The organism is Neisseria sp. 27098_8_112, assembly GCF_041433235.1.
Taxonomy (GTDB): Bacteria; Pseudomonadota; Gammaproteobacteria; order Burkholderiales; family Neisseriaceae; genus Neisseria.
Window position 1 is genome coordinate 34,194 of the sequence record NZ_JAPWBB010000014.1, and the last position, 24,543, is coordinate 58,736.

The following is a 24,543-nucleotide window of genomic DNA, read 5'->3' on the forward strand; positions in this document are numbered from 1 at the left end:
TCTGAATGTTCGGAGGGCCGTATTAAAGAAACCTCATCATGAACGCTTTTAACCTCATCATCATCGGCGACGAAATCCTGCATGGCAGCCGTCAAGACAAGCATTTCGCCTTTTTTAAATCTTTATTGGAATCGCACGGGCTGAAGCTCAATCAGGTGCAATACCTGCCTGACGAACCCGATTTGCTGGTCAAACAGCTGCGCCGCAGTTTTTCAGACGGCCTGCCGACTTTCGTGACCGGCGGTATCGGTTCTACGCCTGACGACCATACGCGCCAAGCCGCAGCGGCTGCTTTGGATTTGCCTGTCGTCCGCCATCCTGAGGCTGCTAAATTTATCGAAGGCGTGACCCAGAAACGCGGCGAGCCACTTGATTCGCCGGAACACGCCCAACGCCTGAAGATGGCGGATTTTCCCGAAGGCGCGGAATTGGTGCCCAATCCGTTTAACAACATCGCTGGATTTTCCATCCGCGAACATTATTTCTTTCCCGGTTTCCCTGTGATGGCGCACCCGATGGCGGAATGGGTATTGGAAACTTATTACGCCGACCGCTTTAACCAAACCGAACGCGGCAGCCGCAGCGTGTATGTGTTCGACCAACCCGAGTCGCGCATTACGCCGATTATGGAACATCTTGAGCGTACCTACGCCGGTATCCGTTCGTACAGCCTGCCCACCGTGGGCCGTACCGATTCAGACGGCCGTTATACTCCGCCGCATATCGAGTTCGGCATCAAAGCGGAAGGCGAGGCCTGCCGCTTGCTGGATGCGGCGTGGGAAGATGCGTTGCAGGGTTTGCAGGCGATTGGCGCAACTTTGAAAGAAACGGTGGAATAATGCACTTATCCCCAGCACAATCCAGACGCGCACTGACTTTTGCCTCTTTGCTGTTTTTGCCGCCAACCCTCATCATCGGTATTTGGCTGGCGCAATATGGCGGCTTCGCTTTTGAACCGCCGCTGATGTACGCCGTCCATGCCCACGCGGGAACATGGTTTGACCCGATTGCCACCGTGTTGCACTATCTGGGCAAAACCGCGATTGCCGTGCCGCTGATCGGCGCAGTCGCCGCCGCCCTGTATTTTGCCGATAAGAAGCGCGAAGCACTGTTTTGCGTGTTGGCGGCATTGGTGCCGACTTTGAACATGCTGATTGTGAAGGTATGGTTTGCCCGCGAACGCCCGCTGCTTTGGCCGCGCCTGATTGAGGAGAGCAATTTTTCCTTTCCCAGCGGCCACAGTACGTTTTCCGCCGCCATTGCCGTCATGCTGATATTGCTTTGCCGCCGCACGCGCTACCGCCGTGCTGCGTGGGTAGGCGGTATTTCCTTTGCCCTGTTGACCGGGTTTTCACGCATTTATTTGGGCGTGCATTATCCCACCGATGTTTGGGCAGGCTGGACAAACGGCACGCTGACTGCCTTGCTGGTGTATATGCTCATCTTCAGGCCGTCTGAAAAATAGAAGAAATAAATCATGAATACACGTTCACCCAACACGCCTTATTGGCTCAGAAACGGCCATGCCGACACCCTGTTTGCCAAGCTGCTGCAAGGCAAGGCGCCCGACTACCGCCGCGAGCTTCTGCCCGACAGTACCGGCAAAACCCAAGTTGCCTACGATTTTGTCGACAGCGCCGACCCTGATGCGCCGTTGGTGGTTTTGTTCCACGGACTGGAAGGCAGCAGCGAGAGTCATTACGCAGTCGAGCTGATGAAAGCCGTGCAGCAGCGCGGTTGGAACGGCGTGGTTGCCCATTTCCGCAGTTGCGGCGGTATAGAAAATACCGCGCCCGTGTTCTACCACCTCGGCGATACGCCCGAAATCGCCTTTATGCTCAACACGCTGGCCCGACGCTATTCAACCATCTACGCTGTCGGCGTTTCTTTGGGGGGTAATGCCCTGGCCAAATATTTGGGCGAGCAGGGCAGCAATGCCGTTCCGCGCGCTTCTGCCGTCGTTTCCGCACCGGTTGATGCCGTGGCGGCCGGTACGCGTTTTGATCAGGGCATGACGCGACTGATTTACACGCGCTATTTTTTAAACTCGCTGTTGCCGAAAGCCCGAGCGATTCCCCGGTTTCAGACGGCCTTAAGCCAGCAAAACTGCAAAACGCTTGGCGATTTTGACGACCGCTTTACCGCGCCGCTACACGGTTTTGCCGACCGCCACGATTACTATCGCCGCAATTCCTGCAAACCGTTCCTGAAAGGCGTGGATACGCCGTTGCTGCTGCTCAATGCCGTCAACGACCCTTTCCTGCCGCTGGAAGCCCTGCCGACCGGGCGGGACGTGTCCTCGGCCGTTACGCTGCTGCAACCGGCATACGGCGGGCATGTCGGCTTCGTCAGCCGCGATCAAGGCCGTCTGAATCTGCAATGGCTGCCGCAAACGGTGTTGGACTATTTCAAACAGTATCAGCCGTAAATGAAAAAGGGCATGTATGCGACATGCCCTTAGTGTGTAGAAAGTAAAAAGGCCGTCTGAAAACGAATTTCAGACGGCCTTTTGAATGGCTTGATTATTTGCCTTTGTTGTCGGCTTTGGCTTCTTTTTTCAGAGAAGCGTACAACTCAGGGTCGCGGTTTTTCAGCAAGGACGCAACGGCCAAGTCGTCACGGTTTACTTTAGCCAAATCTACGCGCTCGATGTGTACCAAACGCAGCAATTCGCGTACAGGTTTAGGCATATTGCGGCCGGATTCGTAACGGGAACCACCGGATTGAGTCACACCAATGCGGCTCCAGAAGTCCATTTGGTTCAGGCCGAGTTTTTTACGGATATCGCGGATATTTTCAATTTTTTCGAACGATTTCATGAATCTTCCTTATTGTGGTATTTGTTGCATGCCTCTAGGCATAAAAATGGGTCTGCAAGAATGCCGGCATCCCTTTCCTGTAGGCTTTTGGGGTGATATGTGGGCGTATTGCAAATGACTGATCTAGATAATTAGACAGTATATTCGAAAGAAGTTTTCCGCTGTTTGCCATAATTTGTGTAAATATTTCTTAATTCATTATTTCGGTAAATTTTCATTATATAAATCATCAAATTATGCGTTTATCTTAAATATGGCGTAAGCAAATTTTTACATAATTAAACAATTCAATTTGGGTAAAAACTTAATTTCGAGTTTTATTCGGTTTTCTAGGTTGAGAATGCGAATAAATTTCAGGCCGTCTGAATCTATGTTTTCAGACGGCCTGAAGAGTTTTTCAAGGTTAAGGCTTACCGCTGGCAGGGCTGATGGTGAGGATTTCGTAGCCGGTTTCGGTAACCAAAACTTCGTGTTCCCATTGTGCGGAGAGGGAGCGGTCTTTGGTGACCACTGTCCAACCGTCGTTCAGGATGCGCAGATGGCGTTTGCCTTGGTTGATCATCGGCTCGATGGTGAAAATCATGCCCGGTTTGAGGACGAGGCCCTGACCTTTGCGGCCGTAGTGGACCACTTGCGGTGCTTCGTGGAAACCGCGGCCGATGCCGTGTCCGCAGAATTCCTGTACTACGGAGTAGCCGGCATTTTCGGCAACCTGTTGGCAGGCATAGCCGACATCGCCGAGGGTGGCGCCGGGTTTGACCGCTTCGATACCCGCCATCATGGAGGCGTGGGTCACGTCGATCAGGCGTTGGGCAATCGGGGAGACTTTGCCGACGGTAAACATACGGCTGGAGTCGCCGTGGAAGCCGTCTTTTTTAATGGTCAGGTCGATGTTGACGATGTCGCCTTCTTTCAGCGGCTTGTCATCGGGAATGCCGTGGCAGATGACGTGGTTGACGGAGGTGCAGCAGGATTTCGGGTAGGGCGGGTTGCCGTAGTTGAGGGGGGCCGGATAACCGCCTTGAACGTTGACGTGGTAGTCGTAAACGAGTTTGTCGATTTCGTTGGTGGTTACGCCGGGTTTGACGAATTGGCCGATGTAATCGAGGGCTTCGGCGACCAAGCGGCCGAGTTCGCGCATTTTTTCGATTTCTTCGGGGGTTTTGATGATGACTTTGTCCATGAGGTTTCCTTCTTGTTTCAGACGGCATGGAGGCCGTCTGAACGGGACGGGTGTGCCGTCTGTTTAAAACAGGTTGTCGAGATTGTCTTTGTTGCGCAGTTTGGTTTGTGGTTTGGCCTCAGGCCCAGCTTTCGGAGTCGGTTTGGACTCGGGGGCTTTGGCTTTTTCCGGTTTGCTGTCTGCGGCTTTGTTTGCTACCAGCTGGCTGTCTGCTTTCGGTTTGTTTGGAGCGGCAGAACTGCTGTTGTCGGATTGTGTGTTTTCTGATTTGTCGGCTTCAGCGCGTTTGTTTTCTGTGCGTTTGCTGCGGTGTGTAGTGGGGCGGTCGGTTTTTACACCTTCTTCCGCTTTTTCGCCTTTCTCGTTTTGTGGGACGACAGGATTGCCGGAGGCGGTTTTTACGTCGCCGTCTTTGGCAGGCTGAACGGTTTCAGGTTCGACTGCGCCGTTGGGGCGCCAAACTTCAATGCGTGTGTCGGTTTGTTCGGCAGGGCTTTTTTCGGGTACGTCGGTTTTACCGGAGTTTAGGGTGCTGAATACGCCGGCAACAAGGGCTGCGACGGCGATAAAGCTGACAAGGAATAAAGCGCGGATTAAGTGTTTGGGCTTAAGTTGGAAAGGGGTTTTATTATTCTTGGACATGATGTGGCAGGTAATTGTTGGAGGAATGGCCGTCTGAATGTTCAGACGGCCCCAGGTTGCCTGTGAATCAGTTGGCAACGTAGTTTTGATAGAGGGTCACGACTTTTTGTACGCCGACGGTCGTGCTGACTTTTTGGGTCACGCGGGCTTGTTCGTCAGGCGTGAGAATGCCCATCACATAGGTCACGTTGCCGTAAGTCACGATTTTGACGCGTGCTTGGGTGGCCGGGCTAAGGCCCAACAGGGTGGCGCGGACTTTGGATGTACCCCAAGTATCGTTGGTCACATCACCGAACGAACGCGCTTGTGAGGCAACGGTGATGTAGTTGTACACGCCTTCTGCGGCTTGTTCGGAACGGGCAATTCGTTCAACAAATTGTTTTTCGCCTTCGGTGGCCACTTGGCCGAGCAGGAGCAGGTGGCGGTTGTAACCGACAACGTTCAGTTTGGGTTTGTAGCCTTCGACTTGGTTGTTTTGGCGCAGGTAGGAGCGTGCGGTGGTTTCGACGCGCAGGGCCATAACGTTGTCGTCGGTTTGCGCACCTGTGGTGCGGCGGTCGACAGCGGATTTGGTGCCGACGGCAGCACCGCCGATCAGTGCGCCGACGCAGCCGCTCAGACTCAGGCTCAAGAGGGTCGCTGTCAGAACGGGGAGGGCGTAGCGTTTGATATTCTTCATATCCTTTTCCTTGGGTATGGACGGTTGGGCGTTCAGACGGCCTTTAAGGGATGGGCCGTCTGAAAAGAAAGGGTTACATGCCTTCAAGCAGGGCGGAGTCGATACAGTCGCACATGGCGTGTATCAGCAGGATATGGTTTTCCTGAACGCGGGCAGTGCGCGGATAAGGGACGTTGAGCAAAACGTCGGTATCTTTGAGCATGGCGGCGATTTTGCCGCCGTCGCGTCCGGTCATGGCGATGACGTGCATATCGCGTTCGTGTGCCGCTTTGATGGCTTCGATGACGTTGGTGGAATTGCCGGAGGTGGAGATGCCGACCAATACGTCGCCGGCACGTCCGAGCGCGCGCACTTGTTTGCTGAATACGTGGTCGAAACCGTAGTCGTTGCCGATGGCGGTCAGGGCGGAAGTGTCCGTCGTTAGCGCGACAGCGGCCAATTCCATGCGCTCTTTTTCAAAACGGCCGGTCATTTCGGCGGCGAAGTGTTGCGCGTCGGCAGCCGAACCGCCGTTGCCGCAGGCCAGGATTTTGCCGTCGTTCATCAGGCATTGCAGCATCAGCTCGGCGGCCTGTGCGGTCGGCTCGATCAGTACTTTTTCAGCTTCCTGCTTGGCGCGGATGCTCTCGGCAAAATGTGCGGAAACGCGTTCTTGTAATGTTGTCATGAGGTTAACCTGTAATATTTTGAATCCATTCGGGCGGGCCGTCGCCCTCGATCAGTACCGCGTCCAGGCGGCAGGGCGCATGGTTTAACCCGTGCTTTTGCAGATAATACTCTACACTTCGTTGCAATTTCAATAATTTGGATGGCGAGATGCTGTATGCGGCACCACCGAAACCTCGGTTTTTGCGGTATTTTACTTCAACAAACACAATCGTACCGCCGTTTTTGACGATTAAATCGATTTCGCCGTAGGCGCAATGCCAGTTCCGTGCCAGCAGCGAGCAGCCTTTGGCCTGTAGGAACGCCAGTGCCGCATCTTCGGCCGCCGCCCCCTGTTTGTGGTTTAAGCGCATGAAAAGTTTACCCGTTATATAATCATTGTTTTTAAAGAGACGCCGTTTCAGACGGCCTTGAATCTATGTACACAAAACACCTGCAAAAAGCCGTCGACAGCATCGAAAAACAGACATTATACGTTGTCGCCACACCCATCGGCAATTTAGCCGACATAACGCTGCGCGCGCTGGCCGTGCTGCAAAAGGCCGACATTATCTGCGCCGAGGACACCCGTGTTACCGCCCAGCTTTTGAGTGCGTACGGTATTCAGAGCAAACTCGTGAGCGTTCGCGAACACAACGAGCAACAAATGGCCGATAAAATCATCGCCCATCTTTCAGACGGCCTGAGCGTCGCCCAAGTTTCGGATGCGGGTACGCCTGCGGTTTGCGATCCCGGTGCGAAACTTGCCGCCCGCGTGCGCGAAGCCGGATTTAAAGTGGTGCCTGTGGTCGGCGCAAGCGCGGTCATGGGGGCATTGAGCGTGGCCGGTGTGACGGAATCCGATTTTTACTTCAACGGTTTCTTGCCGCCTAAGGCCGGCGAACGCCAAAAGCTGCTGGCCAAATGGGCGGAAGCCGATTTTCCGATTGTGATGTTTGAAACGCCGCACCGTATCGAAGCAAGCCTTGCAGATATGGCCGCGCAGTTCCCCGAACGCCGTTTGACATTGGCGCGCGAAATCACCAAAACGTTTGAAACCTTCCTCAGCGGCACGGTTGCCGAAATCCAAGCCGCCCTCAAAAACGACAGTAACCAAACGCGTGGCGAGATGGTGCTGGTGTTGCACCCTGCCGTGAAAGAGAAACACAGCGATTTGCCCGAGGCGGCGCAAAATACCATAAAAATCCTTGCGGCCGAGTTGCCGACCAAACAAGCAGCCGAGCTTGCCGCCAAGATTACCGGCGAAAGCAAAAAAACCTTGTACGATTTAGCGTTGGAGTGGAAACGGATTTCAGACGACGCTTGAGGTCTTGTAGGCTTATTTCTCTCAACCTGTGGTGTAAACAACGCGACGATTTCCTACAGGTAAGGCTGGGTATTGTTCGTTATCCGTTTGCCGGTTCTACAGGCTTTATATAGGTAAAGTTCTGTTTGCCGCATTGCTCCCCCCCCCCCCTTGTAATTTACAATGACACTGCATACAACTAGTATGTTCTTAAATCTTTCAATCTACGGGAGTGGACTTATGAAACAAAACATCATCGTTGCCTTATTCGACATCTCCAGCGAAGCTTATCAAGCCTTTTCTGAATTGAAAGCTTACTCGCAGATAACAGATGCTTTGGTGGCACAAGCCGTTTTGGTTAAAAAGGAAAATGGTCTGATTATCCCAGCAGAAAGCACCGACTTTACCGCCAATACGGTCGAAGGCACATGGACGGGCGGCCTCATTGGTTCGCTGGTCGGCATCCTCGGCGGTCCTATCGGTGTTCTGTTGGGTGGAGCTACTGGCGCACTCATCGGCAGTGATGTAGGCACTGCCCAAACATTGGGAGAGGGGGCGTTGCTGGAAAATACAGCCAAAAAACTGGATAACGGCAGTACTGCAATCATTATTTTGGCGCAAGAATCCGACGAGGCTGTATTGGATGCTTTCTTCCACCGTTTCAAAACCGTTATTCTCCGGCAAGATGCAGCCGTTGCCCAACAGGACGTATTGGCAGCAATAGAAGCGCAGGAAGAAGTGGCACGTCAGGCACACGAAGCTTGGAAAAAACAGCGCAAAGCCGAACGCAAAGAGAAAGTGGAAGCCTTCAAGGCCGACATCAAACAAAAATTCGACGAATTGGCAGCCAAGTTGAAATAACACTGCCACCAACCCAAGGTATGTAACCGCTCAAATTTTCCGTTTCGGATGCATGCCAAACCGGTTTGAGGCTACCTGAAAATCTATTTTTCAGGTAGCCTCTCCCTTTTTCATGCCCCGAGACCTTTGCAAAGGTCTCGGCCTTTTTATAATTGGATTTTAGATTGATCCAATAGGTTCAATACGCTTCTAAGTTTGCGTTTCAGACGGCCGCGATGTTTGGCAAACCTGCTTCAACGCTGCCATGCGCTGCGCAAATATTCGATGCAGTCGGTCAGGGAGTAAAACGGGGCGTTGCCGTGATTGGCGTTGGGGTAGAGGGTGAAGCGGACATCTGCGCCGAGGTGGTGCAAAGTGCCGGCAAGGATTTTGGCTTGTGCGACCATGCCGCGGCTGGTTTGGTCGGGACGGTTGTTTCTGCCTTCATGTTCGCCTGCGCCAAGGCGGATGCCGATTCCTTGCGGCAAAGCGTCGGGCAGCCAATCGAGTACGCGGCGCTCTTGCCACCAGATAGACGGCGAAACCAGCAAATAATGGCGGAAGCGTTCGGGACGGATGAACAGGGAATAGAGGCCGTACAAGGCGCCGAACGAATGGCCAAAGACGGCTTGGTTTTGGGTATCGATGCGGTATTTGCTGTTGAGCAGGGCGGAGAGTTCGTCATCTATAAAGCGGCTGAAGCGGTCGGCTTGGCCGTATTGTTTGCGTTCGGATTCGGGCGCGTTGTCGGGCAACGGCGGCGTGTAGTCGAGGGCGCGTTGGCTTAAGTCGCGGATGGTGCCGCCGGTGTAGCCGATGCCGACAATCAGACAGGCGGCATGGCTTTTGGTGATGGGGTTGATGAGCAGGGATTGCGCCATATTGAGGATGGCGGGGAAAAAGGCATCACCGTCAAGAATATACAGCACGGGATAGCCGCCTATCGGACGCTCGCCGAGTGCCGCGGCTTGAATGCGGTAGGTGCGGCCGGTGTGGGCGGAAGTAAGGGCGGTTTCTTCGGCTTGCAGCAGGGTGGCGGCTTGCCAGTTGGGGCGGATGGGCATGATGGGGTGCTTTAATCAATGGTTGCTTAAGGGAAAAGGCCGTCTGAACAATGGTTTTCAGACGGCCTTATTGTACGGATTTCTGCCTTTTTAACAATACGCGCGATTAGCGTACGTCAACGTAGGAGCTGCTGTGCAGTTCGCGCAGGAGGTTGGTGGTCGCCTGTTGCGCTTTTTGTTGGGACAGGTATTGGCGGACGGCGTTTTGTTGGCGCTCTTCAGGCGTACCTGCTTCGCGGACGTCGTTCAGCTTGATGATGTGCCAGCCGAATTGGGTGCGGACAGGGGTGCTGATTTGGCCGGGTTTGAGTTTGTGGACGGCTTCTTCAAACGGGGCAACCATCATGCCGTCGGCAAACCAGCCCAAATCGCCGCCGTTGCCGGCGCTGCTGTCTTGCGAGTATTGGCGTGCCAAACCGCCGAAATCTGCGCCGCTGCGGGCTTGTGAGTAGATTTTGCGGATGGTGCTTTCTGCGCCGACGGCGGCATTGTCGTTGTCGGCTTTAATGAGGATGTGTTGGGCATGATATTGGCGCACAGGGTCGGCTTCGGGCAGGGTGATGCCTTGTTGTTTGGCCTGCTCGATGTAGCGTGCCACTTCGGAGTCGCTCACGCGGCTGTTTTGCATGATGGCTTGTTGGCGCACTTTTTCAACAATAATGCTGTCGGCGATGTCTTGACGGACGGCGGCAGACGGATTTTTGATGTTGGGGTTGTGCGCGATGACGGCTTCGATTTCGCTATCGGTCGCTTGGATGTTGCGGCGTTTGCCGGCTTGGAGGATCAGGGATTGGTTGATCATTTGTGCCAAAACCTGTTGGCGCAGCTCGTTGGCGTCCATTTGTGTGCCTTTCGGCATGGTTTGACGTGCCTGCGCCACGGCTTGTTCTACTTGGCGGTGGGTAATGACTTCGTTGTCGACAACTGCGGCAATGCCGTCTGAAAGATGTACGCCGCTTTGTACGGCAGGCATGGTGGTGGCGCTGACGGCAGGGGCTTTGGCTGCGCGCGCTTTGCCTGCTTTGGCTTTAGGGGCGGCGTGTGCGCCTACTGCGAGAGTGAGTGCGGCGACGAGAATCAGGGGTTTGAAGTTCATTGTTTGACTACCTCGTTGGTTTTGCTGTAACCGGGAATGGCTAAGCGGAGTTTTTCGAATGGGTTGTTGCCGATATTGCTCAAGTCTTTGAGTTGGAGGTTGAAGAATACGGCGTTTTTGTGGCTGTTTTCGCCGGTAACATAGCGTTGGCCGACCAAGCTCGCGCTCCAGCAGCCGCAGTTGCTTTTGTATTCTGCACCGATGAGCATTTCCAGCGGTTTTTTGGCTTCTATTTCGTAGTTGTAACGGGCGACGGCGTACAGGTTTTTGCTCAACGGCCATTGGGCGACAAGGTCGACTTGGCTGAGTTTGTCGTAGAAATAGTCGCCGTTGGCTTGCAGATAGATGCGCTCGTTGCGTCCGTATTTGTAGCGCGCGCTTAAGACTTTGCCGGGTTCGGGGTTGTAGGCAATCCCTGCGGCGTAGCTTTCGGCACGGCTTTGGTTTTGGTTGTAGTGGATGTCCAAGTCGATGCGGATGCTCGGGGTAATGCTGCCGTGTGCAAAGGCTACCCAGTCAGATTGGCTGCGCGGATAATTGCTGACGTTGCCGTCAGGCAGGACGTTGTCTTTTTTGAAATAAAACTTCTGGCCGATACCTGCACGGAAGAGTTCCGCACCGGTGTTGGGGTTGAGGATACGGCTTTGTGTGGCCAGCGTCAGGCTGTTGGCCGAATTGATGCGGTCGTTGCCCGAATACAGGTTTTCGCGGAACAGCTGCGAATAGGTAAAGCTATTTTCAGAGCTGTCGAAATTGGGCAGGTCGTTTTGGGACTTGGTCGGAATGTAGTTGTAAAACAGGCGCGGCTCAAGCGTTTGCAGGTATTCTCCGCCGAAGAGCCGGGCCCTGCGCTCGAAGGTCAGGCCGCTGTCGACGTTGATGATTGGCAGGACGCGGCTGACATTGCGGCTGCTTTGGCCGTTGAAGCTGTTGAGGCTGTAATAAGTGGCGTGTACACCGACTTTAGGCCGGATGTAGCCCCATTGGTTGTGGAAGTCCCATTTAACGCTAGGGTAGAGCACCACGCGGCTGCCGTCTTGCTTGGTATCGTGGTCAAAACGGGTGAATTGGCCGAACACGTTGAGTTGAGCCTTGCCGAGATGGCTTTGCCAACGGCCGGTCAGACGGGGCATGATGGCATAAGGCTCGTCTTTATAACCGTCTTGGTTGGCAAGCGTTTGATATTTTTGTACGCGCAACGAGCCGTCGAAGCTGCCGCCCAACAATTTGTCGCTGTAATTGAGCCATGCCTGACGGTCGAGGTTGACGTTGCGCGCGATGTCTTCGCGGCCGTAGAAGTCGCGGTAGTAATCGTCGTCGGAAACTTGGTTGTAGTTGATGCCGCCGCTGATTTTGCTGTTCAGCTGCTGCTGGTGTTTCCATTTGAACTGGTAGCGGTTGTTGTGGACGCTTTTTTGGTCGTTGGGCATCCAGTCGCCATCGACTTCGCCGCTGTAATTCGATTGCAGATAACGGACTTGGCCGCCCAGTTGCACGCCGCGTTTGCTGATGATGCCCGGGCGGATGGTGGCATCCAAATTCGGCGCAAGGTTGAAGTAGTAGGGCAGGCTCAGCTCAAGGCCGTCTGAACCGGTAGCAATGGTCGGAACGAGCAGGCCGCTTTTGCGGTTGCCGTTGATGGGGAAGTCTGCCCAAGGTGTGTAGAGGACGGGTACGCCGCCGAATACCAGCGAAGCGTGTTTGGCTACGCCGATACCTGTCGACTCATCGGCCTCAATGCTTTGGGCTTGGATATACCAGCTGGCATCGCCGGGCGAACAGGTGTTGAATTTGGTATTGATGAGTTTGTAGAGGCCTTTGCCTTTGAGTTCGGCTTTTTCGCTGACACTTTGAAGGCGGCGGCCGCCTTGTTCGGTATTGAGGCGCACAGCGGTGCCGGAACCGGTTTGGTCTTTGAGGTTGTAAACCAATTGATCGCCGGATACGGTCGAACCGTTTTGATACAGGGTAAAGCGGTCGCCGGCGGTAACGGTATCGGTGGCTTGGTCGTATTGCGCCCAATCGGCATTGAGAACATCGGCATTGCGCTCGACAATGACATCGCCTTCGGCACGGACGCCGACTTGGGTTTGACCTTCTATTCTATCGGCGTTTACGCGGGTGTAATCGGCAGGCAGGGCAGGCTCGCCGCTGAGTTTGATTTCGGCGGTTTCGGCCGGCTTGGCATCTTCGTGGTCGCAAAACAGGCAAGTGCTGCCCAAGGAAAGCGGATCGGCTTCGCTTTGGCTGGTTTGTGCCGGTTTGGATGCGGCAGTGTGGGCAGGGGTATAGTCTTCCGCCTGCGGAACAGAAGCATCTTCCGCGCGCACAGCTGTTGCGCCAAAGCCTATAATTAAGGCGAGTACCAAGGGTTTGAGTGAAAATAAACGAGCCAAAATCGCCCCTTAAATCGGTTTGCCAGTTAGAATAGCGGTTATTGTAACCTGAAATTCTGCGATACCGCTATGCAACGACAAACCGAATTACAAAACTGGCTGGAATCTGTTTACCCGAACCAGCCGTTCGAATTGAGCTTTGCGGCAGCCGATGCCGACTTCCGCCGTTATTTCCGTGCGACGTTTTCAGACGGCCAGACTGTCATCTGTATGGACGCGCCTCCTGAGAAGATGAGTGTTGCACCTTATTTGAAAGTGCAAAAACTGTTTAACATGGTCAATGTGCCGCAAGTGCTTCATGTGGATGAAGCATTGGGCTTTATGGTGTTGAACGATTTGGGCAATACCACATTCCTGACCGCCATGAATCAGGAAAACAGCGAAACCGCCCACAAAGCCCTGCTGCTCGAAGCCATCGACGAACTGATCGAACTGCAAAAAGCCAGCCAGCCCGGCAAACTGCCGGAATACGACCGCGAAGTCATGCTGCGCGAGATTAACTTGTTCCCCGAATGGTTTGTGGCCAAAGAATTGGGCCGCGAGCTGACTTTCAAACAACGCCAGTTGTGGCAGCAAACCGTCGATACGCTGTTGCCGCCCCTGTTGGCGCAGCCCAAAGTGTATGTCCACCGCGACTTTATCGTCCGCAATCTGATGCTGGCAAAAGGCCGTCCGGGTGTGTTGGACTTCCAAGACGCGCTTTATGGCCCGATTTCCTATGATTTGGTGTCGTTGTTGCGCGATGCGTTTATCGAATGGGAAGAAGAATTTGTATTGGACTTGGTCATCCGTTACTGGGAAAAAGCACGCGCTGCTGAGTTACCTGTACCTGCCGAGTTTGACGAGTTCTACCGCTGGTTTGAATGGATGGGCGTACAACGCCATTTGAAAGTGGCCGGTATTTTTGCCCGTCTGTACTACCGCGACGGCAAAGACAAATACCGCCCGGAAATCCCGCGCTTCTTGAACTACTTGCGCCGCGTATCGCGCCGTTACAACGATTTGGCTCCGCTCTATGCGTTGCTGGTCGAATTGGTCGGCGATGACGAATTGGAAACAGGCTATACCTTCTAAGCTTGGTTTTTTAAGATTTGATTCCACTTTTCAGACGGCCTGATCAACAAAAGGCCGTCTGAAACCTTTACAGAACACATAAACATGACTTACATGATTTACCCCAAAACCTACGACGTGATTGTCGTCGGTGGCGGCCATGCCGGTACCGAAGCCGCGCTTGCCGCCGCACGCATGGGTGCGCAAACCCTGCTGCTCTCACACAACATCGAAACCCTCGGCCAAATGTCGTGCAACCCCTCCATTGGCGGCATCGGCAAAGGCCACCTCGTACGCGAACTCGACGCATTGGGCGGCGCAATGGCGTTGGCCACCGATAAATCCGGTATCCAGTTCCGCCGCTTGAACGCCAGCAAAGGCGCGGCAGTGCGAGCCACGCGCGCGCAGGCCGACCGTATCCTATATAAAGCCGCCATCCGCGAAATGTTGGAAAACCAAGAAAACCTCGACCTTTTCCAACAAGCCGTCGAAGACGTCACGCTCGACGGCGAACGCATCAGCGGCGTGGTTACCGCGATGGGCGTGGAGTTTAAAGCACGCGCCGTCGTGTTGACCGCCGGCACGTTTTTGTCCGGCAAAATCCACATCGGTTTGGAAAACTACGAAGGCGGCCGCGCCGGCGACCCAGCCGCAAAATCCTTGGGCGGCCGTTTGCGTGAATTGAACCTGCCTCAAGGCCGTCTGAAAACTGGCACGCCGCCGCGTATTGACGGACGCACGATTGATTTTTCTCAGCTGACCGAACAGCCCGGCGACACACCCGTTCCCGTAATGTCCGTACGCGGCAGCGCCGATATGCACCCGCGCCAAGTGTCCTGCTGGATTACGCATACCAACACGCAAACCCACGACATCATCCGCTCAGGTTTCGACCGCAGCCCGATGTTTACCGGCAAAATCGAAGGCGTCGGCCCGCGTTATTGTCCGTCTATCGAAGACAAAATCAACCGCTTCGCCGACAAAGACAGCCACCAGATTTTCCTCGAACCCGAAGGTCTGACCACGCATGAATACTATCCAAACGGTATCTCCACCAGCCTGCCGTTTGACATCCAAATCGCCCTTGTGCGCAGCATGAAAGGCCTCGAAAACGCCCATATCCTGCGCCCCGGCTACGCCATCGAATACGACTACTTCGATCCGCGCAACCTCAAAGCCAGCCTCGAAACCAAAACCATCCAAGGCCTCTTCTTTGCCGGACAAATCAACGGCACGACCGGTTACGAAGAAGCCGCCGCACAAGGCCTGCTCGCAGGTGCAAACGCCGTGCAATACATCCGTGAACAAGATCCGCTCCTGTTGCGCCGCGAACAAGCCTATCTCGGCGTATTGGTGGACGACCTCATTACCAAAGGCGTGAACGAGCCTTACCGAATGTTCACCAGCCGCGCCGAATACCGCCTGCAACTCAGGGAAGACAACGCCGACATGCGCCTGACCGAAGACGGCTACAAAATCGGCTTGGTGGGTGAAGAACAATGGCGCATGTTCAACGAAAAACGCGAAGCCATCGAACGCGAAATCCAACGTTTGAAAACCACGTGGTACACACCGCAAAAACTCGCCGAAGAAGAGCAGCTGCGTGTATTCGGCCAAAAACTCAGCCGCGAAGCCAACCTGCACGACCTCCTGCGCCGTCCGAACCTCGACTACGCCGCGCTGATGACCCTGCCCGACGCACAACCTGAAACCGCACTTGCCGACAGCGTGGTCGAACAAGTCGAAATCCAAGTCAAATACCAAGGCTATATCGACCGCCAAAACGAAGAAATCGACAGCCGCCGTGACATCGAAACCTTAAAGCTGCCTGAGGATATCGATTACAGTAAAGTTAAAGGTTTGTCCGCCGAAGTACAGCAAAAACTGAATCAGCACAAGCCTGAAACCGTCGGCCAAGCCAGCCGTATTTCTGGTGTCACGCCTGCGGCTGTGGCGTTGCTGATGGTACATTTGAAACGTGGATTTAAAGGGGCGAAGTAGGCTTACCCGCAGATAGGAAAAGGTCGTCTGAAACCGAACATTAGGTTTCAGACGACCTTTTTTAATACCGACACATATTTATGTAGATTAAAATAGAACGCACCCCCTGCCGTCATTCCCGCGCAGCGTCGTAGGTCGGATTCTTGTATCCGACATCTTGGACTGTGTCGGATACAAGTATCCGACCTACGGGTGAATAATTGCAGTCAGGATTCCAGCCTGCGCGGGAATGATGATACGGGTATTCTTATTTGAATTTATGATTAAACAAAGGGATGGCATGGAAACTCAAACTTTAGAAAAACCCACTTTCGATACACAAGACGAATTCAAGCGTAAGCCGATAGCCGAAAACATCATCAGGCTGCTTACTTCGCCCATCGACCTTTCCCCTATGGTCATCGACGGCGGCTGGGGAACGGGTAAAACCGAATTTTGCCAAAAACTGATTCGGCTCATGCAACAGCAACATCCCGATTACCAGCCTGTCTATATTGACGCCTTCCGTTCAGACCACAGCGGAGAGCCTCTGCTGGCATTGCTTGCCGAAATCATCAAAACCTGTACACCGCCCAAAGATTCTGACGAAAAGCTTATTGAAGAACATAAAGATCGCATTAGGAAAATCACGAAAGCCGCAGGATTCTTGATGAAAACCGTTGCCAAGGCAGCGGTTGGTCATGTTCTAAAGCAAAATACAGACGATTTGGCAGAAGAGCTTCAACAGATAATGAATAACGACCAAGAAGCAGACAGTTTGGCCGAAACCGTAACCGATGCCGCTGCCACAATCGCCAGCCACACTATTGATGCAACCGTCGAAGCCTTGTTGAAAGAGCAAATCGAAGCGGAAAAAAATCTGGAAACGCTCAAAGCCTGCCTGAAAGAATTGGCAGCGGACAAACCGATTATCCTGTTTATCGATGAACTTGACCGTTGTCGTCCCGACTACGCGGTTGATATGTTGGAAGTTATCAAACACGTCTTTGATGTCGAAAACGTTAAAGTTGTGTTGGTAACGAATACCAAACAACTGCGTGCGGCGATTAATCATCGGTATGGTGCGGAAGTGGATGCGCAAAAATACTTGGATAAGTTTTTGAAGTATAGCTTCGCTTTGCCGGATAAGGTTGTGGCTCGGATTGAGGAGGAGCGAGCTTTGGTCTCGATTGAATATTTTAAACAATTGATACAAAACAGCCGTATAGCTGATGAGCTAAAAGGTTTAACTGAACAACAGATAATCTTGAATTTCATCAGCGATATGATAGAACGGAACGGTTTATCGCTTAGAGAAACAGAACGATTAGTCCGATTTTTAGAGATATACCATTCTTTAAGTGGTGGACTGAATAATGCAATCTGGCAATATTTTTTGCTTCGCATTACAGGTGTATTTATCTTCTGCTTCTATCCGAGTTTAATGGACGATATTAATAAAAATCGTACTGATAGCAAAGATTTTGCTCGATTATTCAATATTAAATCTTTGCGTGAGATTCCGCAAAATAGTCCTGGTCGTCTTGCTACAAATACAGATGTAATTACCGTAATGTTAATGGACTACAGCACTACAGAGGATTCACATTTTAAAATTTACGAAATTTCCAACTGGCATAATTGGATGAATCAAGTTAATGTAAATTTTCTTGAAGGTTCAGAAATTTACCCTAAAAGCAAAGAAGGTGTTTTTTCTATTCTCAAAAACACTTTCCGAGTCCTCAGTCTTGAGCAAACACCCCAATAAAAAAGGTCGTCTGAAAACCAAAAAACAAGTTTTCAGACGGCCTTTAATCATTTCAATAAACCGATAATTTTCCTATCGATGCCGTCTGAATTTCAATACGCCAAGCTCGGAGGCAAAGCCGTTTAGGGGGATGTCGTGGGGTTCGGTCGGCAGTGTGTCGGTCAGTTGGCAGCCGAAGCCTACGCCCAGGGTTTGGGTTTGCAGGCGGTATTTCGTGGCGGAGAGGGTGGCATCGTAATAGCCGCCGGCCTGTCCGAGGCGGTAGCCGCGTTTGTCGATGCCGACGATGGGGACCAGCAATAGGCTGAGTTGGTGGACGCGGATTTTCTTGCCGGTGAATTGGGGGATATGCAATTTGGCGCGGCCGCGTTTGCGTTCTTGTTTGGTGTCGTCGGCAGGGTAGGGGGTGAACCACATCCGCCGTGTGTTCGGTTCGATATAGGGCAGGTAGAGTTTTGCGCCGCGTTTTTGTGCGGCACGGACAAAGCCGTCCAATCGCAATTCCTTGCCCATCGGCCAATACACGCCGATTTTCCGTCCTTTTTTGATGTAGGGCTTGAGCAGGCGGTTGATGGTTTCGGTGGCGGCGTTTCGCTCGTCTGCACTCATTTGGGCGCGTGCGCGGCGGAACTGTTTGCGTAATGCCGATTTTTCGGGATTCCTCATTTTCAGACGGCCTTTCGGGATTGCGGTAGAATGTTGCGATTATAACGATTTTGTTAACATTCAAACAGGACGCACACGATGTGGCATATTGTCGCCATCGGCTATCTTTTTGTTGCCGTGATGTTTTCCGCCGCGCAGCCGAGTATTGCGCGCGCGTTGATTTATTTGTTTTTTTGGGCAGTGTTGCCCACTGTGTTCACGGTCTTCGTCGTGACCATCCGCCGCCGCAACCGCCTGATGAAACGGCAGGAGCAGGCGGAGTTTGAAGCGGCTCGACAAAAGGCGGCACAGGCGGATGAAAAACAGGACGGAAAGGTATAAAATCCCTTTTCAGACGGCCTCTTATTCGCTATAATCCGTCAGTTTTCCATTTCGGAAACACTCTTTTATTTTTTAAAACTTATGCCCACTTTCGCCGAAGGGTGCTTGACAATAGGCGCCGCCTATCAAGTTCTATGCGATTGAATGTGTGCTCTTTAACCCTTTCAAGGAAATAACATGTCTCAAATTACTATGCGTCAGATGATTGAAGCCGGTGTTCACTTCGGTCACCAAACCCGTTTCTGGAACCCGAAAATGGCTCAATACATTTTCGGTGCGCGCAACAAAATCCATATCGTAAACTTGGAAAAAACCCTGCCGATGTTCCAAGAGGCGCAAGAAGCCGTACGTCGTCTGGTTGCCAACAAAGGTACAGTATTGTTCGTAGGTACCAAACGCCAAGCCCGCGACATCATCCGCGAAGAAGCTACCCGTGCCGGTATGCCTTTCGTTGATTACCGCTGGTTGGGTGGTATGCTGACTAACTACAAAACCGTTAAGCAATCCATCAAACGCCTGGAAGAAAAAACTGCTGCTCTGGAAAACGCTGCTGAAGGCGGTTTCAACAAAAAAGAAATTCTGGAAATGCAACGCGACGTTGAAAAACTGGAACGTTCTTTGGGCGGTATCAAAAACATGAAAGGCCTGCCTGACGCGATTTTCGTTATCGATACCGGCTACCAAAAAGGTACTCTGGTTGAGGCTGAAAAATTGGGCATCCCTGTTATCGCCGTAGTCGATACCAACAACAGCCCTGACGGCGTGAAATACGTTATCCCTGGTAACGATGACTCCGCTAAAGCTATCCGCCTGTACTGCCGTGGCATCGCTGACGCAGTTTTGGAAGGCAAAAACCAAGCGCTGCAAGAAACTGTAGCCGCTGCCCAAGAAGCTGCTGCCGAGTAATTCGGTACACAGAAGAGGGGCGTTATGCCCCTTTTCTCAAATCCCGTTCTGAAATCAGTTTCAGACGGCCACTATTTCCAAACACGGCAATGGCCGTGTTCCCAAAAATCTAGGAGATTCAAAATGGCAGAAATTACTGCAAAAATGGTTGCCGACCTGCGCGCCGCTACCGGCCTGGGCATGATGGAATGCAAAAAAGCCTTGGTTGAAGCTGAAGGCAACTTCGACAAAGCCGAAGAAATCCTGCGTATTAAATCTGGTGCGAAAGCCGGTAAACTGGCTGGCCGTACTGCTGCCGAAGGCGTATTGGCTTACGCGATCAACGGCAATGTCGGCGCATTGGTTGAAGTAAACTGCGAAACCGACTTCGTTGCTAAAGACGCCGGCTTCGTAGAATTTGCCAACTTCGTTGCTAAAACTGCTGCCGAGAAAAAACCGGCTTCTGTTGAAGAACTGAGCGAACTGGTTGAAGCAGAACGTAAAGACATCATCGCTAAATTGGGCGAGAATATGTCTGTTCGCCGCTTCCAAGTGATTGACACTGCCAACCAACTGGTTGCCTACATCCACGGTGCTTTGGCTACCGAAGGCGTATTGGTTGAGTATAAAGGCTCTGAAGACGTAGCACGCAAAATCGGTATGCACATCGTTGCCGCTAAACCACAATGCGTAAGCGAAGCCGAAGTAGATGCTGAAACCGTTGAAAAAGAACGCCACATCTACACCGAACAAGCTATCGCTTCCGGCAAACCTGCCGACATCGCCGCTAAAATGGTTGAAGGCCGTATCCGCAAATTCTTGGCTGAAATCACTCTGAACGGCCAAGCATTCGTGATGAACCCTGACCAAACTGTTGCCCAATTCGCTAAAGAAAACGGCACTGAAGTGATCAGCTTCGTACGCTACAAAGTAGGCGACGGTATCGAGAAAGCCGTTGTTGACTACGCAGCCGAAGTTGCTGCCGCTGCTAAAGTGTAAGGCACTTATGAAAAAGAAAGCACCTAGATTCCAAACGAATCAGGGTGCTTTTTTTTGAGAAAACCGTTTACGGTACCTATTTTAAGACGACCGAATATAAAGGCCGTCTGAAAACCAAAACAATAATAGAACGACACACCATATCATTGTAATTCCGACCGTTTGAAATTCAGACGGCCCAAACTCCGACCGACGACATTAAAGAAAGCAAGGTATCCCATGACACAGCAAATCAAATACAAACGTGTATTACTGAAACTCTCCGGCGAATCCCTGATGGGCTCTGATCCATTCGGCATCAATCACGATACCATCGTTCAAACTGTCGGCGAAATTGCCGAAATCGTGAGAATGGGCGTGCAAGTCGGTATCGTTGTCGGCGGCGGTAACATTTTCCGCGGCGTATCTGCACAAGCAGGCAGCATGGACCGCGCCACTGCCGACTACATGGGTATGATGGCGACCGTCATGAACGCGTTGGCACTCAAAGACGCATTTGAAACTTTGGGCATCAAAGCGCGCGTACAATCCGCACTGTCTATGCAGCAAATCGCTGAAACTTACGCCCGTCCTAAAGCCATTCAATATTTGGAAGAAGGCAAAGTCGTGATTTTTGCCGCCGGTACCGGCAATCCGTTCTTCACGACCGACACTGCCGCCGCATTGCGCGGTGCGGAAATGAACTGCGACGTGATGCTCAAAGCCACCAACGTGGACGGCGTGTACACCGCAGACCCGAAAAAAGACCCATCAGCAACACGCTATGAAACCATTACTTTTGACGAAGCCTTGTTGAAAAACCTCAAAGTGATGGATGCCACCGCCTTCGCACTCTGCCGCGAACGCAAGCTCAATATCGTAGTATTCGGTATCGCTAAAGAAGGCTCGCTCAAACGCGTAGTAACCGGCGAAAACGAAGGTACACTGGTTCACTGCTAATCATTGAAAGGCCGTCTGAAACAGCCGAACGGGATATATTCGGCTTTCAGACGGCCTTTTATTTTCAGTCGGTTGCGTGGGCATTGGCTCATGGTTTGAAAAGGTTAAGGGCTTGATTGACCATAATATCCAACCGACAATTCGATAACAAAAGGATACCCCATGAATATCACCGTCTTGGCTGTCGGCACGAAAATGCCGCGTTGGGTGGATGAAGCCGTCGGCGAGTACGCCAAACGCTTCGGGCGCGATGTCAATTATGCGTTGAAAGAAATCAAGCCCGAAAAACGCGGCGCGGGTGTGAATGCGGCTCAGGGCATGGCGGCTGAAGAAAAACGCCTGTTGGAAGCCATACCGCAGGGCGCATTTTTGGTGGTATTGGACGAACGCGGCAAAGCGCCGACTTCGGTCGAATTGGCGCAACATTTGAAAAGCTGGCAGCAAAACGGCGAACACGTCTGCTTTATTATCGGCGGCGCAGACGGCATGACCGACCGATTGAAACAGCAGGCAAACATGATGATGCGCCTTTCCAGCCTGACTTTGCCGCACGGCATGGTGCGCGTTTTGCTGACCGAGCAGCTTTATCGCGCCGTTTCGATTTTGCACAACCATCCGTATCATCGGGAATAATCCGCTTTGAGTGCAGGGATAAGAAGGCAATGCCGCCTTGTCAGTTTGAAAGGGAATAAGGCAAGTCGGTTTAAAGCGAGGCTGAACCTGCTTTCAGACGGCCTGATTTTTCCGCATGAATCCTTTATAATCGTTTCTTTGATAAATCAACATCTTTCGGGAGAACCCAAATGTCCGATTTCCGTCAAGACTTCCTCAAATTCGCTTTGGCACAAAACGTGTTGAAATTCGGCGAATTTACGACCAAGGCCGGCCGTCAGTCGCCTTATTTTTTCAATGCCGGTTTGTTCAATGACGGCGCATCGACTTTGCAACTGGCGAAGTTTTATGCCGAAGCCATTATTGCCAGCGGCGTGAAGTTCGATATGCTGTTCGGCCCAGCCTATAAAGGCATTATTTTGGCGGCGGCAACAGCGATGATGTTGGCGGAAAAAGGCGTAAACGTACCGTTTGCCTACAACCGCAAAGAAGCCAAAGACCACGGCGAGGGCGGCGTGTTGGTGGGCGCGCCTTTGAAAGGCCGCGTGCTGATTATCGATGATGTGATTTCCGCCGGTACATCCGTGCGCGAGTCGGTCAAACTGATTGAGGCCGAAGGCGCAACGCCTGCCGCAGTGGCTATTGCGCTCGACCGCATGGAAAAAGGCACGGGCGAATTGTCGGCGGTGCAGGAAGTCGAAAAACAATACGGTCTGCCGGTGGTTTCGATTGCCAACTTGAACGACTTGTTCACGCTCTTGCAAAACAATGCCGAATTTGGCGGCTTCTTCGAGCCGGTCAAAGCCTATCGCGAACGTTACGGCGCGGTTTAAACCATAACATCATGCTCAGGTCGTCTGAAACATTTTTCAGACGGCCTGAAACATTAGCTAAAATATATTTTTGATTCAATACACTTACGGAAAATACTCATGCCTGCTTGTTCTTGTCCTCATTGTAAAACACCGCATTGGGTGAAAGATGCCCAGTTGAACGTGGCGCAGGGTTTTGTGGTCTGCACGCGTTGTTCGGGGATGTTTAAGGCCAAGGATTATCTGTCGGGCAACCTACCGGCCGATCCGGCCCATCTGCCTGTAGCGGTAACGGATGTGCGCCTCGTGCATAACATCGGCGCGCAAATCCTCAAGCATTCCAAACTCTCGCGCAAAGAAATTTCTGATTTGCTCAACAGCGCGCTCAAGGAAGAGCCTAAGGCGGAAGAGCAGGTGGCGGTCAAAACGCGCAAGGACGGTTTCAACTGGACGTTGGCATCGCTGATTGCGCTGACGGTTTTGATTATGCAACTCTTTTATCTTGCCCTGCTATGAGTGCCATCGCCCATTTTGTCGCCAGCTTTCGCGAGGCCGCGCCCTATATACAATATTTGCGCGGCAAAACCATGGTGGTCAGCGTGACCGACAGCTTGTTAGAAGGCGAAACCTTGATTCGTTTGGCCGCAGATTTGAACCTGTTGGCCAGCTTGGGCTTGCGTTTGGTCTTGGTGCACGGTTCGCGGCATTTGCTCGACAAATTGGCTTCGGGTCGGAATTTTGTTCCGAAATACAGCGGCAGCCGACGGATTACCGATGAAGCGACCCTGATGGAAGTGAAGCAGGTGGCGGGGATTATCCGCAGCGATATCGAAGCCGCCTTGTTTAGCAGCGTATCTGTACAACAACGGAGCAAGCCGCCGGTTATCGCGTGCGGCAACTTTATTACCGCCCGTCCGTTGGGCGTTATCGACGGCGTGGACATGGGCTATACCGGTACCGTCCGCAAAATCGACGCGGAAGAAATCCGTTTGCGCTTGGATGGCGGCGCGGTGGTGCTGATCAGCCCTTTAGGGCATTCGTACAGCGGCAAAACCTTCAATCTGAGTATGTGCGAAACAGCGCAGGAAGTGGCCATGGCTTTGCAGGCGGAGAAACTAGTTTTCTTGACCGAAGAAGCCGGTATTCGTCGTGCCGACGGCTCGTTGGCCAATACTTTGTCTGTCGGCGAAGTGCAGGAACTGATACACGACAATCCCGATGCGCCGGCCGATTTGCTGCATGCGGCGGTAGGCGCGTTGGAAAACGGCGTATCGCGGGTGCAGATTCTCAACGGCCGTGAAGACGGCAGCCTGCTGCGCGAGCTGTTTACCCGCGAGGGCAGTGGTACATCTATTGCCCGTGAGCCGTTTGTTTCCATCCGTCAGGCACGCAGCGACGACATTCCGCACATCATCGCCTTAATCCGTCCGTTGGCGGAACAAGGCATCTTGTTACACCGTAGCCGCGAGTATTTGGAAAACCATATTTCCAGTTTTTCCGTATTGGAACACGATCAAAACATTTACGGTTGCGTGGCGCTGAAAACTTTTGCCGAACCGGACTGCGGTGAATTGGCCTGCCTGGTGGTGTCGCCCGAAGCGCGTGATGGCGGCTACGGCGAATTGCTGTTGGAACATCTGTTTCAAAAAGCACGCGCCTTAAATATTAAAACGCTCTTCGCCTTATCCACGCATACGGGCGAATGGTTTGTCGAACGGGGCTTTCAGACGGCCTCAGCCGATGACCTGCCTGCCGAACGCCGGCAGGAATACAATGCCAACGGCCGCAATTCCAAAGTATTTGTTTATGACTTGCAGGCCGTCTGAAAACCTCAATCC

The 24,543-nt window shown here is 52.5% G+C and carries 26 protein-coding genes; 16 read left to right on the plus strand and 10 right to left on the minus strand.

From position 1 onward, the window contains the following. Nucleotides 1–38: 38 nt before the first annotated feature. The 3 genes from O3682_RS09395 to O3682_RS09405 are packed head-to-tail and all read left to right on the plus strand — an operon-like array spanning nt 39 to nt 2,428. Complete coding sequence (locus tag O3682_RS09395; protein WP_070590443.1) at nt 39–839, plus strand: competence/damage-inducible protein A; 801 nt, start codon at nt 39–41, stop codon at nt 837–839. Next, on the plus strand, nt 839–1,465 hold the full coding sequence (locus O3682_RS09400; protein WP_371509783.1) for a phosphatase PAP2 family protein: 627 nt from the start codon (nt 839–841) through the stop codon (nt 1,463–1,465). Before O3682_RS09395 ends, O3682_RS09400 begins: the two co-directional genes overlap by 1 nt. Before the next feature lie 12 nt (nt 1,466–1,477). Next, nucleotides 1,478–2,428 carry a YheT family hydrolase gene (locus O3682_RS09405; RefSeq protein WP_371509785.1) on the plus strand — a complete coding sequence of 317 codons (951 nt, stop codon included), beginning with the start codon at nt 1,478–1,480 and terminating at the stop codon, nt 2,426–2,428. 94 nt (nt 2,429–2,522) lie between these two features. Here the strand turns inward: O3682_RS09405 and O3682_RS09410 are convergent, their stop codons facing one another. The 6 genes from O3682_RS09410 to O3682_RS09435 all read right to left on the minus strand — a co-directional run bounded on the left by O3682_RS09410 (nt 2,523) and on the right by O3682_RS09435 (nt 6,342). Beyond that, nucleotides 2,523–2,819: a helix-turn-helix domain-containing protein gene (locus tag O3682_RS09410; RefSeq protein ID WP_003680641.1), complete on the minus strand. Its 297-nt coding sequence runs from the start codon at nt 2,817–2,819 to the stop codon at nt 2,523–2,525. 403 nt (nt 2,820–3,222) lie between these two features. Continuing rightward, on the minus strand, nt 3,223–4,023 hold the full coding sequence (gene map, locus O3682_RS09415; RefSeq protein ID WP_432761030.1) for a type I methionyl aminopeptidase: 801 nt from the start codon (nt 4,021–4,023) through the stop codon (nt 3,223–3,225). Between the two features lie 42 nt (nt 4,024–4,065). Beyond that, the gene (locus O3682_RS09420; RefSeq protein WP_371509787.1) at nt 4,066–4,644 is read right to left on the minus strand and encodes a hypothetical protein; all 579 of its coding nucleotides are present in this window, start codon (nt 4,642–4,644) and stop codon (nt 4,066–4,068) included. Between the two features lie 67 nt (nt 4,645–4,711). Next, a complete protein-coding gene (locus O3682_RS09425) occupies nt 4,712–5,323 on the minus strand; it encodes a BON domain-containing protein (RefSeq protein WP_371509789.1) in 612 nt (203 codons plus the stop codon). 73 nt (nt 5,324–5,396) lie between these two features. Next, the gene (locus tag O3682_RS09430; RefSeq protein WP_371509791.1) at nt 5,397–5,990 is read right to left on the minus strand and encodes a phosphoheptose isomerase; all 594 of its coding nucleotides are present in this window, start codon (nt 5,988–5,990) and stop codon (nt 5,397–5,399) included. Between the two features lie 4 nt (nt 5,991–5,994). After that, complete coding sequence (locus O3682_RS09435; protein WP_049359336.1) at nt 5,995–6,342, minus strand: YraN family protein; 348 nt, start codon at nt 6,340–6,342, stop codon at nt 5,995–5,997. Between the two features lie 65 nt (nt 6,343–6,407). Between O3682_RS09435 and rsmI the strand changes: the two genes are divergently transcribed. Together rsmI and O3682_RS09445 are read left to right on the plus strand one after the other, a co-directional pair. Beyond that, the gene (gene rsmI, locus O3682_RS09440) at nt 6,408–7,295 is read left to right on the plus strand and encodes a 16S rRNA (cytidine(1402)-2'-O)-methyltransferase (RefSeq protein ID WP_308882225.1); all 888 of its coding nucleotides are present in this window, start codon (nt 6,408–6,410) and stop codon (nt 7,293–7,295) included. Between the two features lie 219 nt (nt 7,296–7,514). Then, entirely contained in the window at nt 7,515–8,135 is a 621-nt protein-coding gene (locus tag O3682_RS09445) for a DUF1269 domain-containing protein (RefSeq protein ID WP_070814123.1), read from the plus strand. Between the two features lie 233 nt (nt 8,136–8,368). Here the strand turns inward: O3682_RS09445 and O3682_RS09450 are convergent, their stop codons facing one another. The 3 genes from O3682_RS09450 to lptD all read right to left on the minus strand — a co-directional run bounded on the left by O3682_RS09450 (nt 8,369) and on the right by lptD (nt 12,670). Continuing rightward, nucleotides 8,369–9,178 (minus strand): alpha/beta hydrolase, encoded by an 810-nt coding sequence (locus tag O3682_RS09450; protein ID WP_308882247.1) that lies wholly within the window; start codon nt 9,176–9,178, stop codon nt 8,369–8,371. A gap of 106 nt (nt 9,179–9,284) precedes the next feature. Then, a complete protein-coding gene (locus O3682_RS09455; RefSeq protein ID WP_293195694.1) occupies nt 9,285–10,274 on the minus strand; it encodes a peptidylprolyl isomerase in 990 nt (329 codons plus the stop codon). Then, a complete protein-coding gene (gene lptD / locus O3682_RS09460; RefSeq protein WP_371509794.1) occupies nt 10,271–12,670 on the minus strand; it encodes an LPS-assembly protein LptD in 2,400 nt (799 codons plus the stop codon). The genes O3682_RS09455 and lptD overlap by 4 nt, the downstream gene beginning before the upstream one ends. A 69-nt stretch (nt 12,671–12,739) precedes the next feature. On the opposite strand from lptD, the gene amgK reads away from it, so the two are divergent. The 3 genes from amgK (at nt 12,740) to O3682_RS09475 (ending at nt 17,471) form a co-directional block, all read left to right on the plus strand. Then, complete coding sequence (amgK, locus tag O3682_RS09465; RefSeq protein ID WP_003749406.1) at nt 12,740–13,744, plus strand: N-acetylmuramate/N-acetylglucosamine kinase AmgK; 1,005 nt, start codon at nt 12,740–12,742, stop codon at nt 13,742–13,744. Nucleotides 13,745–13,828: 84 nt separating this feature from the next. Further along, on the plus strand, nt 13,829–15,724 hold the full coding sequence (gene mnmG, locus O3682_RS09470; protein WP_371509796.1) for a tRNA uridine-5-carboxymethylaminomethyl(34) synthesis enzyme MnmG: 1,896 nt from the start codon (nt 13,829–13,831) through the stop codon (nt 15,722–15,724). Nucleotides 15,725–16,004: 280 nt separating this feature from the next. Then, nucleotides 16,005–17,471 carry a KAP family P-loop NTPase fold protein gene (locus O3682_RS09475; RefSeq protein ID WP_371509797.1) on the plus strand — a complete coding sequence of 489 codons (1,467 nt, stop codon included), beginning with the start codon at nt 16,005–16,007 and terminating at the stop codon, nt 17,469–17,471. A 72-nt stretch (nt 17,472–17,543) separates the two neighbouring features. On the opposite strand, the gene O3682_RS09480 is transcribed toward O3682_RS09475, so the two are convergent. Further along, nucleotides 17,544–18,137, minus strand: coding sequence for a 5-formyltetrahydrofolate cyclo-ligase (locus tag O3682_RS09480; RefSeq protein ID WP_371509798.1), 594 nt, complete (start codon nt 18,135–18,137; stop codon nt 17,544–17,546). Nucleotides 18,138–18,215: 78 nt separating this feature from the next. On the opposite strand from O3682_RS09480, the gene O3682_RS09485 reads away from it, so the two are divergent. The 8 genes from O3682_RS09485 (at nt 18,216) to argA (ending at nt 24,531) form a co-directional block, all read left to right on the plus strand. Beyond that, on the plus strand, nt 18,216–18,458 hold the full coding sequence (locus O3682_RS09485; RefSeq protein WP_371509799.1) for a hypothetical protein: 243 nt from the start codon (nt 18,216–18,218) through the stop codon (nt 18,456–18,458). Nucleotides 18,459–18,635: 177 nt separating this feature from the next. After that, the gene (rpsB, locus tag O3682_RS09490; RefSeq protein WP_002230071.1) at nt 18,636–19,364 is read left to right on the plus strand and encodes a 30S ribosomal protein S2; all 729 of its coding nucleotides are present in this window, start codon (nt 18,636–18,638) and stop codon (nt 19,362–19,364) included. 123 nt (nt 19,365–19,487) lie between these two features. Further along, entirely contained in the window at nt 19,488–20,342 is an 855-nt protein-coding gene (tsf, locus tag O3682_RS09495) for a translation elongation factor Ts (RefSeq protein WP_371509800.1), read from the plus strand. A 219-nt stretch (nt 20,343–20,561) separates the two neighbouring features. Beyond that, the gene (pyrH, locus tag O3682_RS09500) at nt 20,562–21,281 is read left to right on the plus strand and encodes a UMP kinase (protein ID WP_003708812.1); all 720 of its coding nucleotides are present in this window, start codon (nt 20,562–20,564) and stop codon (nt 21,279–21,281) included. Between the two features lie 162 nt (nt 21,282–21,443). Then, nucleotides 21,444–21,914: a 23S rRNA (pseudouridine(1915)-N(3))-methyltransferase RlmH gene (gene rlmH, locus O3682_RS09505; protein ID WP_036493712.1), complete on the plus strand. Its 471-nt coding sequence runs from the start codon at nt 21,444–21,446 to the stop codon at nt 21,912–21,914. 170 nt (nt 21,915–22,084) lie between these two features. Continuing rightward, a complete protein-coding gene (gene pyrE / locus O3682_RS09510) occupies nt 22,085–22,726 on the plus strand; it encodes an orotate phosphoribosyltransferase (RefSeq protein ID WP_003682682.1) in 642 nt (213 codons plus the stop codon). Between the two features lie 99 nt (nt 22,727–22,825). Further along, entirely contained in the window at nt 22,826–23,221 is a 396-nt protein-coding gene (locus O3682_RS09515; protein ID WP_036493714.1) for an MJ0042-type zinc finger domain-containing protein, read from the plus strand. Next, nucleotides 23,218–24,531 carry an amino-acid N-acetyltransferase gene (argA, locus tag O3682_RS09520; protein ID WP_371509802.1) on the plus strand — a complete coding sequence of 438 codons (1,314 nt, stop codon included), beginning with the start codon at nt 23,218–23,220 and terminating at the stop codon, nt 24,529–24,531. Before O3682_RS09515 ends, argA begins: the two co-directional genes overlap by 4 nt. Nucleotides 24,532–24,543 lie beyond the last annotated feature (12 nt).

Excerpts from the sequence above, each read along its gene's own strand:
- O3682_RS09395 (WP_070590443.1), top strand. The coding sequence starts at position 39 with ATGAACGCTTTTAACCTCATCATCATCGGCGACGAAATCCTGCATGGC.
- O3682_RS09400 (WP_371509783.1), top strand. The coding sequence starts at position 839 with ATGCACTTATCCCCAGCACAATCCAGACGCGCACTGACTTTTGCCTCT.
- O3682_RS09405 (WP_371509785.1), top strand. The coding sequence starts at position 1,478 with ATGAATACACGTTCACCCAACACGCCTTATTGGCTCAGAAACGGCCAT.
- O3682_RS09410 (WP_003680641.1), bottom strand. The coding sequence starts at position 2,819 with ATGAAATCGTTCGAAAAAATTGAAAATATCCGCGATATCCGTAAAAAA.
- O3682_RS09420 (WP_371509787.1), bottom strand. The coding sequence starts at position 4,644 with ATGTCCAAGAATAATAAAACCCCTTTCCAACTTAAGCCCAAACACTTA.
- O3682_RS09425 (WP_371509789.1), bottom strand. The coding sequence starts at position 5,323 with ATGAAGAATATCAAACGCTACGCCCTCCCCGTTCTGACAGCGACCCTC.
- O3682_RS09430 (WP_371509791.1), bottom strand. The coding sequence starts at position 5,990 with ATGACAACATTACAAGAACGCGTTTCCGCACATTTTGCCGAGAGCATC.
- O3682_RS09435 (WP_049359336.1), bottom strand. The coding sequence starts at position 6,342 with ATGCGCTTAAACCACAAACAGGGGGCGGCGGCCGAAGATGCGGCACTG.
- rsmI (WP_308882225.1), top strand. The coding sequence starts at position 6,408 with ATGTACACAAAACACCTGCAAAAAGCCGTCGACAGCATCGAAAAACAG.
- O3682_RS09445 (WP_070814123.1), top strand. The coding sequence starts at position 7,515 with ATGAAACAAAACATCATCGTTGCCTTATTCGACATCTCCAGCGAAGCT.
- O3682_RS09450 (WP_308882247.1), bottom strand. The coding sequence starts at position 9,178 with ATGCCCATCCGCCCCAACTGGCAAGCCGCCACCCTGCTGCAAGCCGAA.
- O3682_RS09455 (WP_293195694.1), bottom strand. The coding sequence starts at position 10,274 with ATGAACTTCAAACCCCTGATTCTCGTCGCCGCACTCACTCTCGCAGTA.
- amgK (WP_003749406.1), top strand. The coding sequence starts at position 12,740 with ATGCAACGACAAACCGAATTACAAAACTGGCTGGAATCTGTTTACCCG.
- mnmG (WP_371509796.1), top strand. The coding sequence starts at position 13,829 with ATGACTTACATGATTTACCCCAAAACCTACGACGTGATTGTCGTCGGT.
- O3682_RS09475 (WP_371509797.1), top strand. The coding sequence starts at position 16,005 with ATGGAAACTCAAACTTTAGAAAAACCCACTTTCGATACACAAGACGAA.
- O3682_RS09480 (WP_371509798.1), bottom strand. The coding sequence starts at position 18,137 with ATGAGGAATCCCGAAAAATCGGCATTACGCAAACAGTTCCGCCGCGCA.
- O3682_RS09485 (WP_371509799.1), top strand. The coding sequence starts at position 18,216 with ATGTGGCATATTGTCGCCATCGGCTATCTTTTTGTTGCCGTGATGTTT.
- rpsB (WP_002230071.1), top strand. The coding sequence starts at position 18,636 with ATGTCTCAAATTACTATGCGTCAGATGATTGAAGCCGGTGTTCACTTC.
- tsf (WP_371509800.1), top strand. The coding sequence starts at position 19,488 with ATGGCAGAAATTACTGCAAAAATGGTTGCCGACCTGCGCGCCGCTACC.
- pyrH (WP_003708812.1), top strand. The coding sequence starts at position 20,562 with ATGACACAGCAAATCAAATACAAACGTGTATTACTGAAACTCTCCGGC.
- rlmH (WP_036493712.1), top strand. The coding sequence starts at position 21,444 with ATGAATATCACCGTCTTGGCTGTCGGCACGAAAATGCCGCGTTGGGTG.
- pyrE (WP_003682682.1), top strand. The coding sequence starts at position 22,085 with ATGTCCGATTTCCGTCAAGACTTCCTCAAATTCGCTTTGGCACAAAAC.
- O3682_RS09515 (WP_036493714.1), top strand. The coding sequence starts at position 22,826 with ATGCCTGCTTGTTCTTGTCCTCATTGTAAAACACCGCATTGGGTGAAA.
- argA (WP_371509802.1), top strand. The coding sequence starts at position 23,218 with ATGAGTGCCATCGCCCATTTTGTCGCCAGCTTTCGCGAGGCCGCGCCC.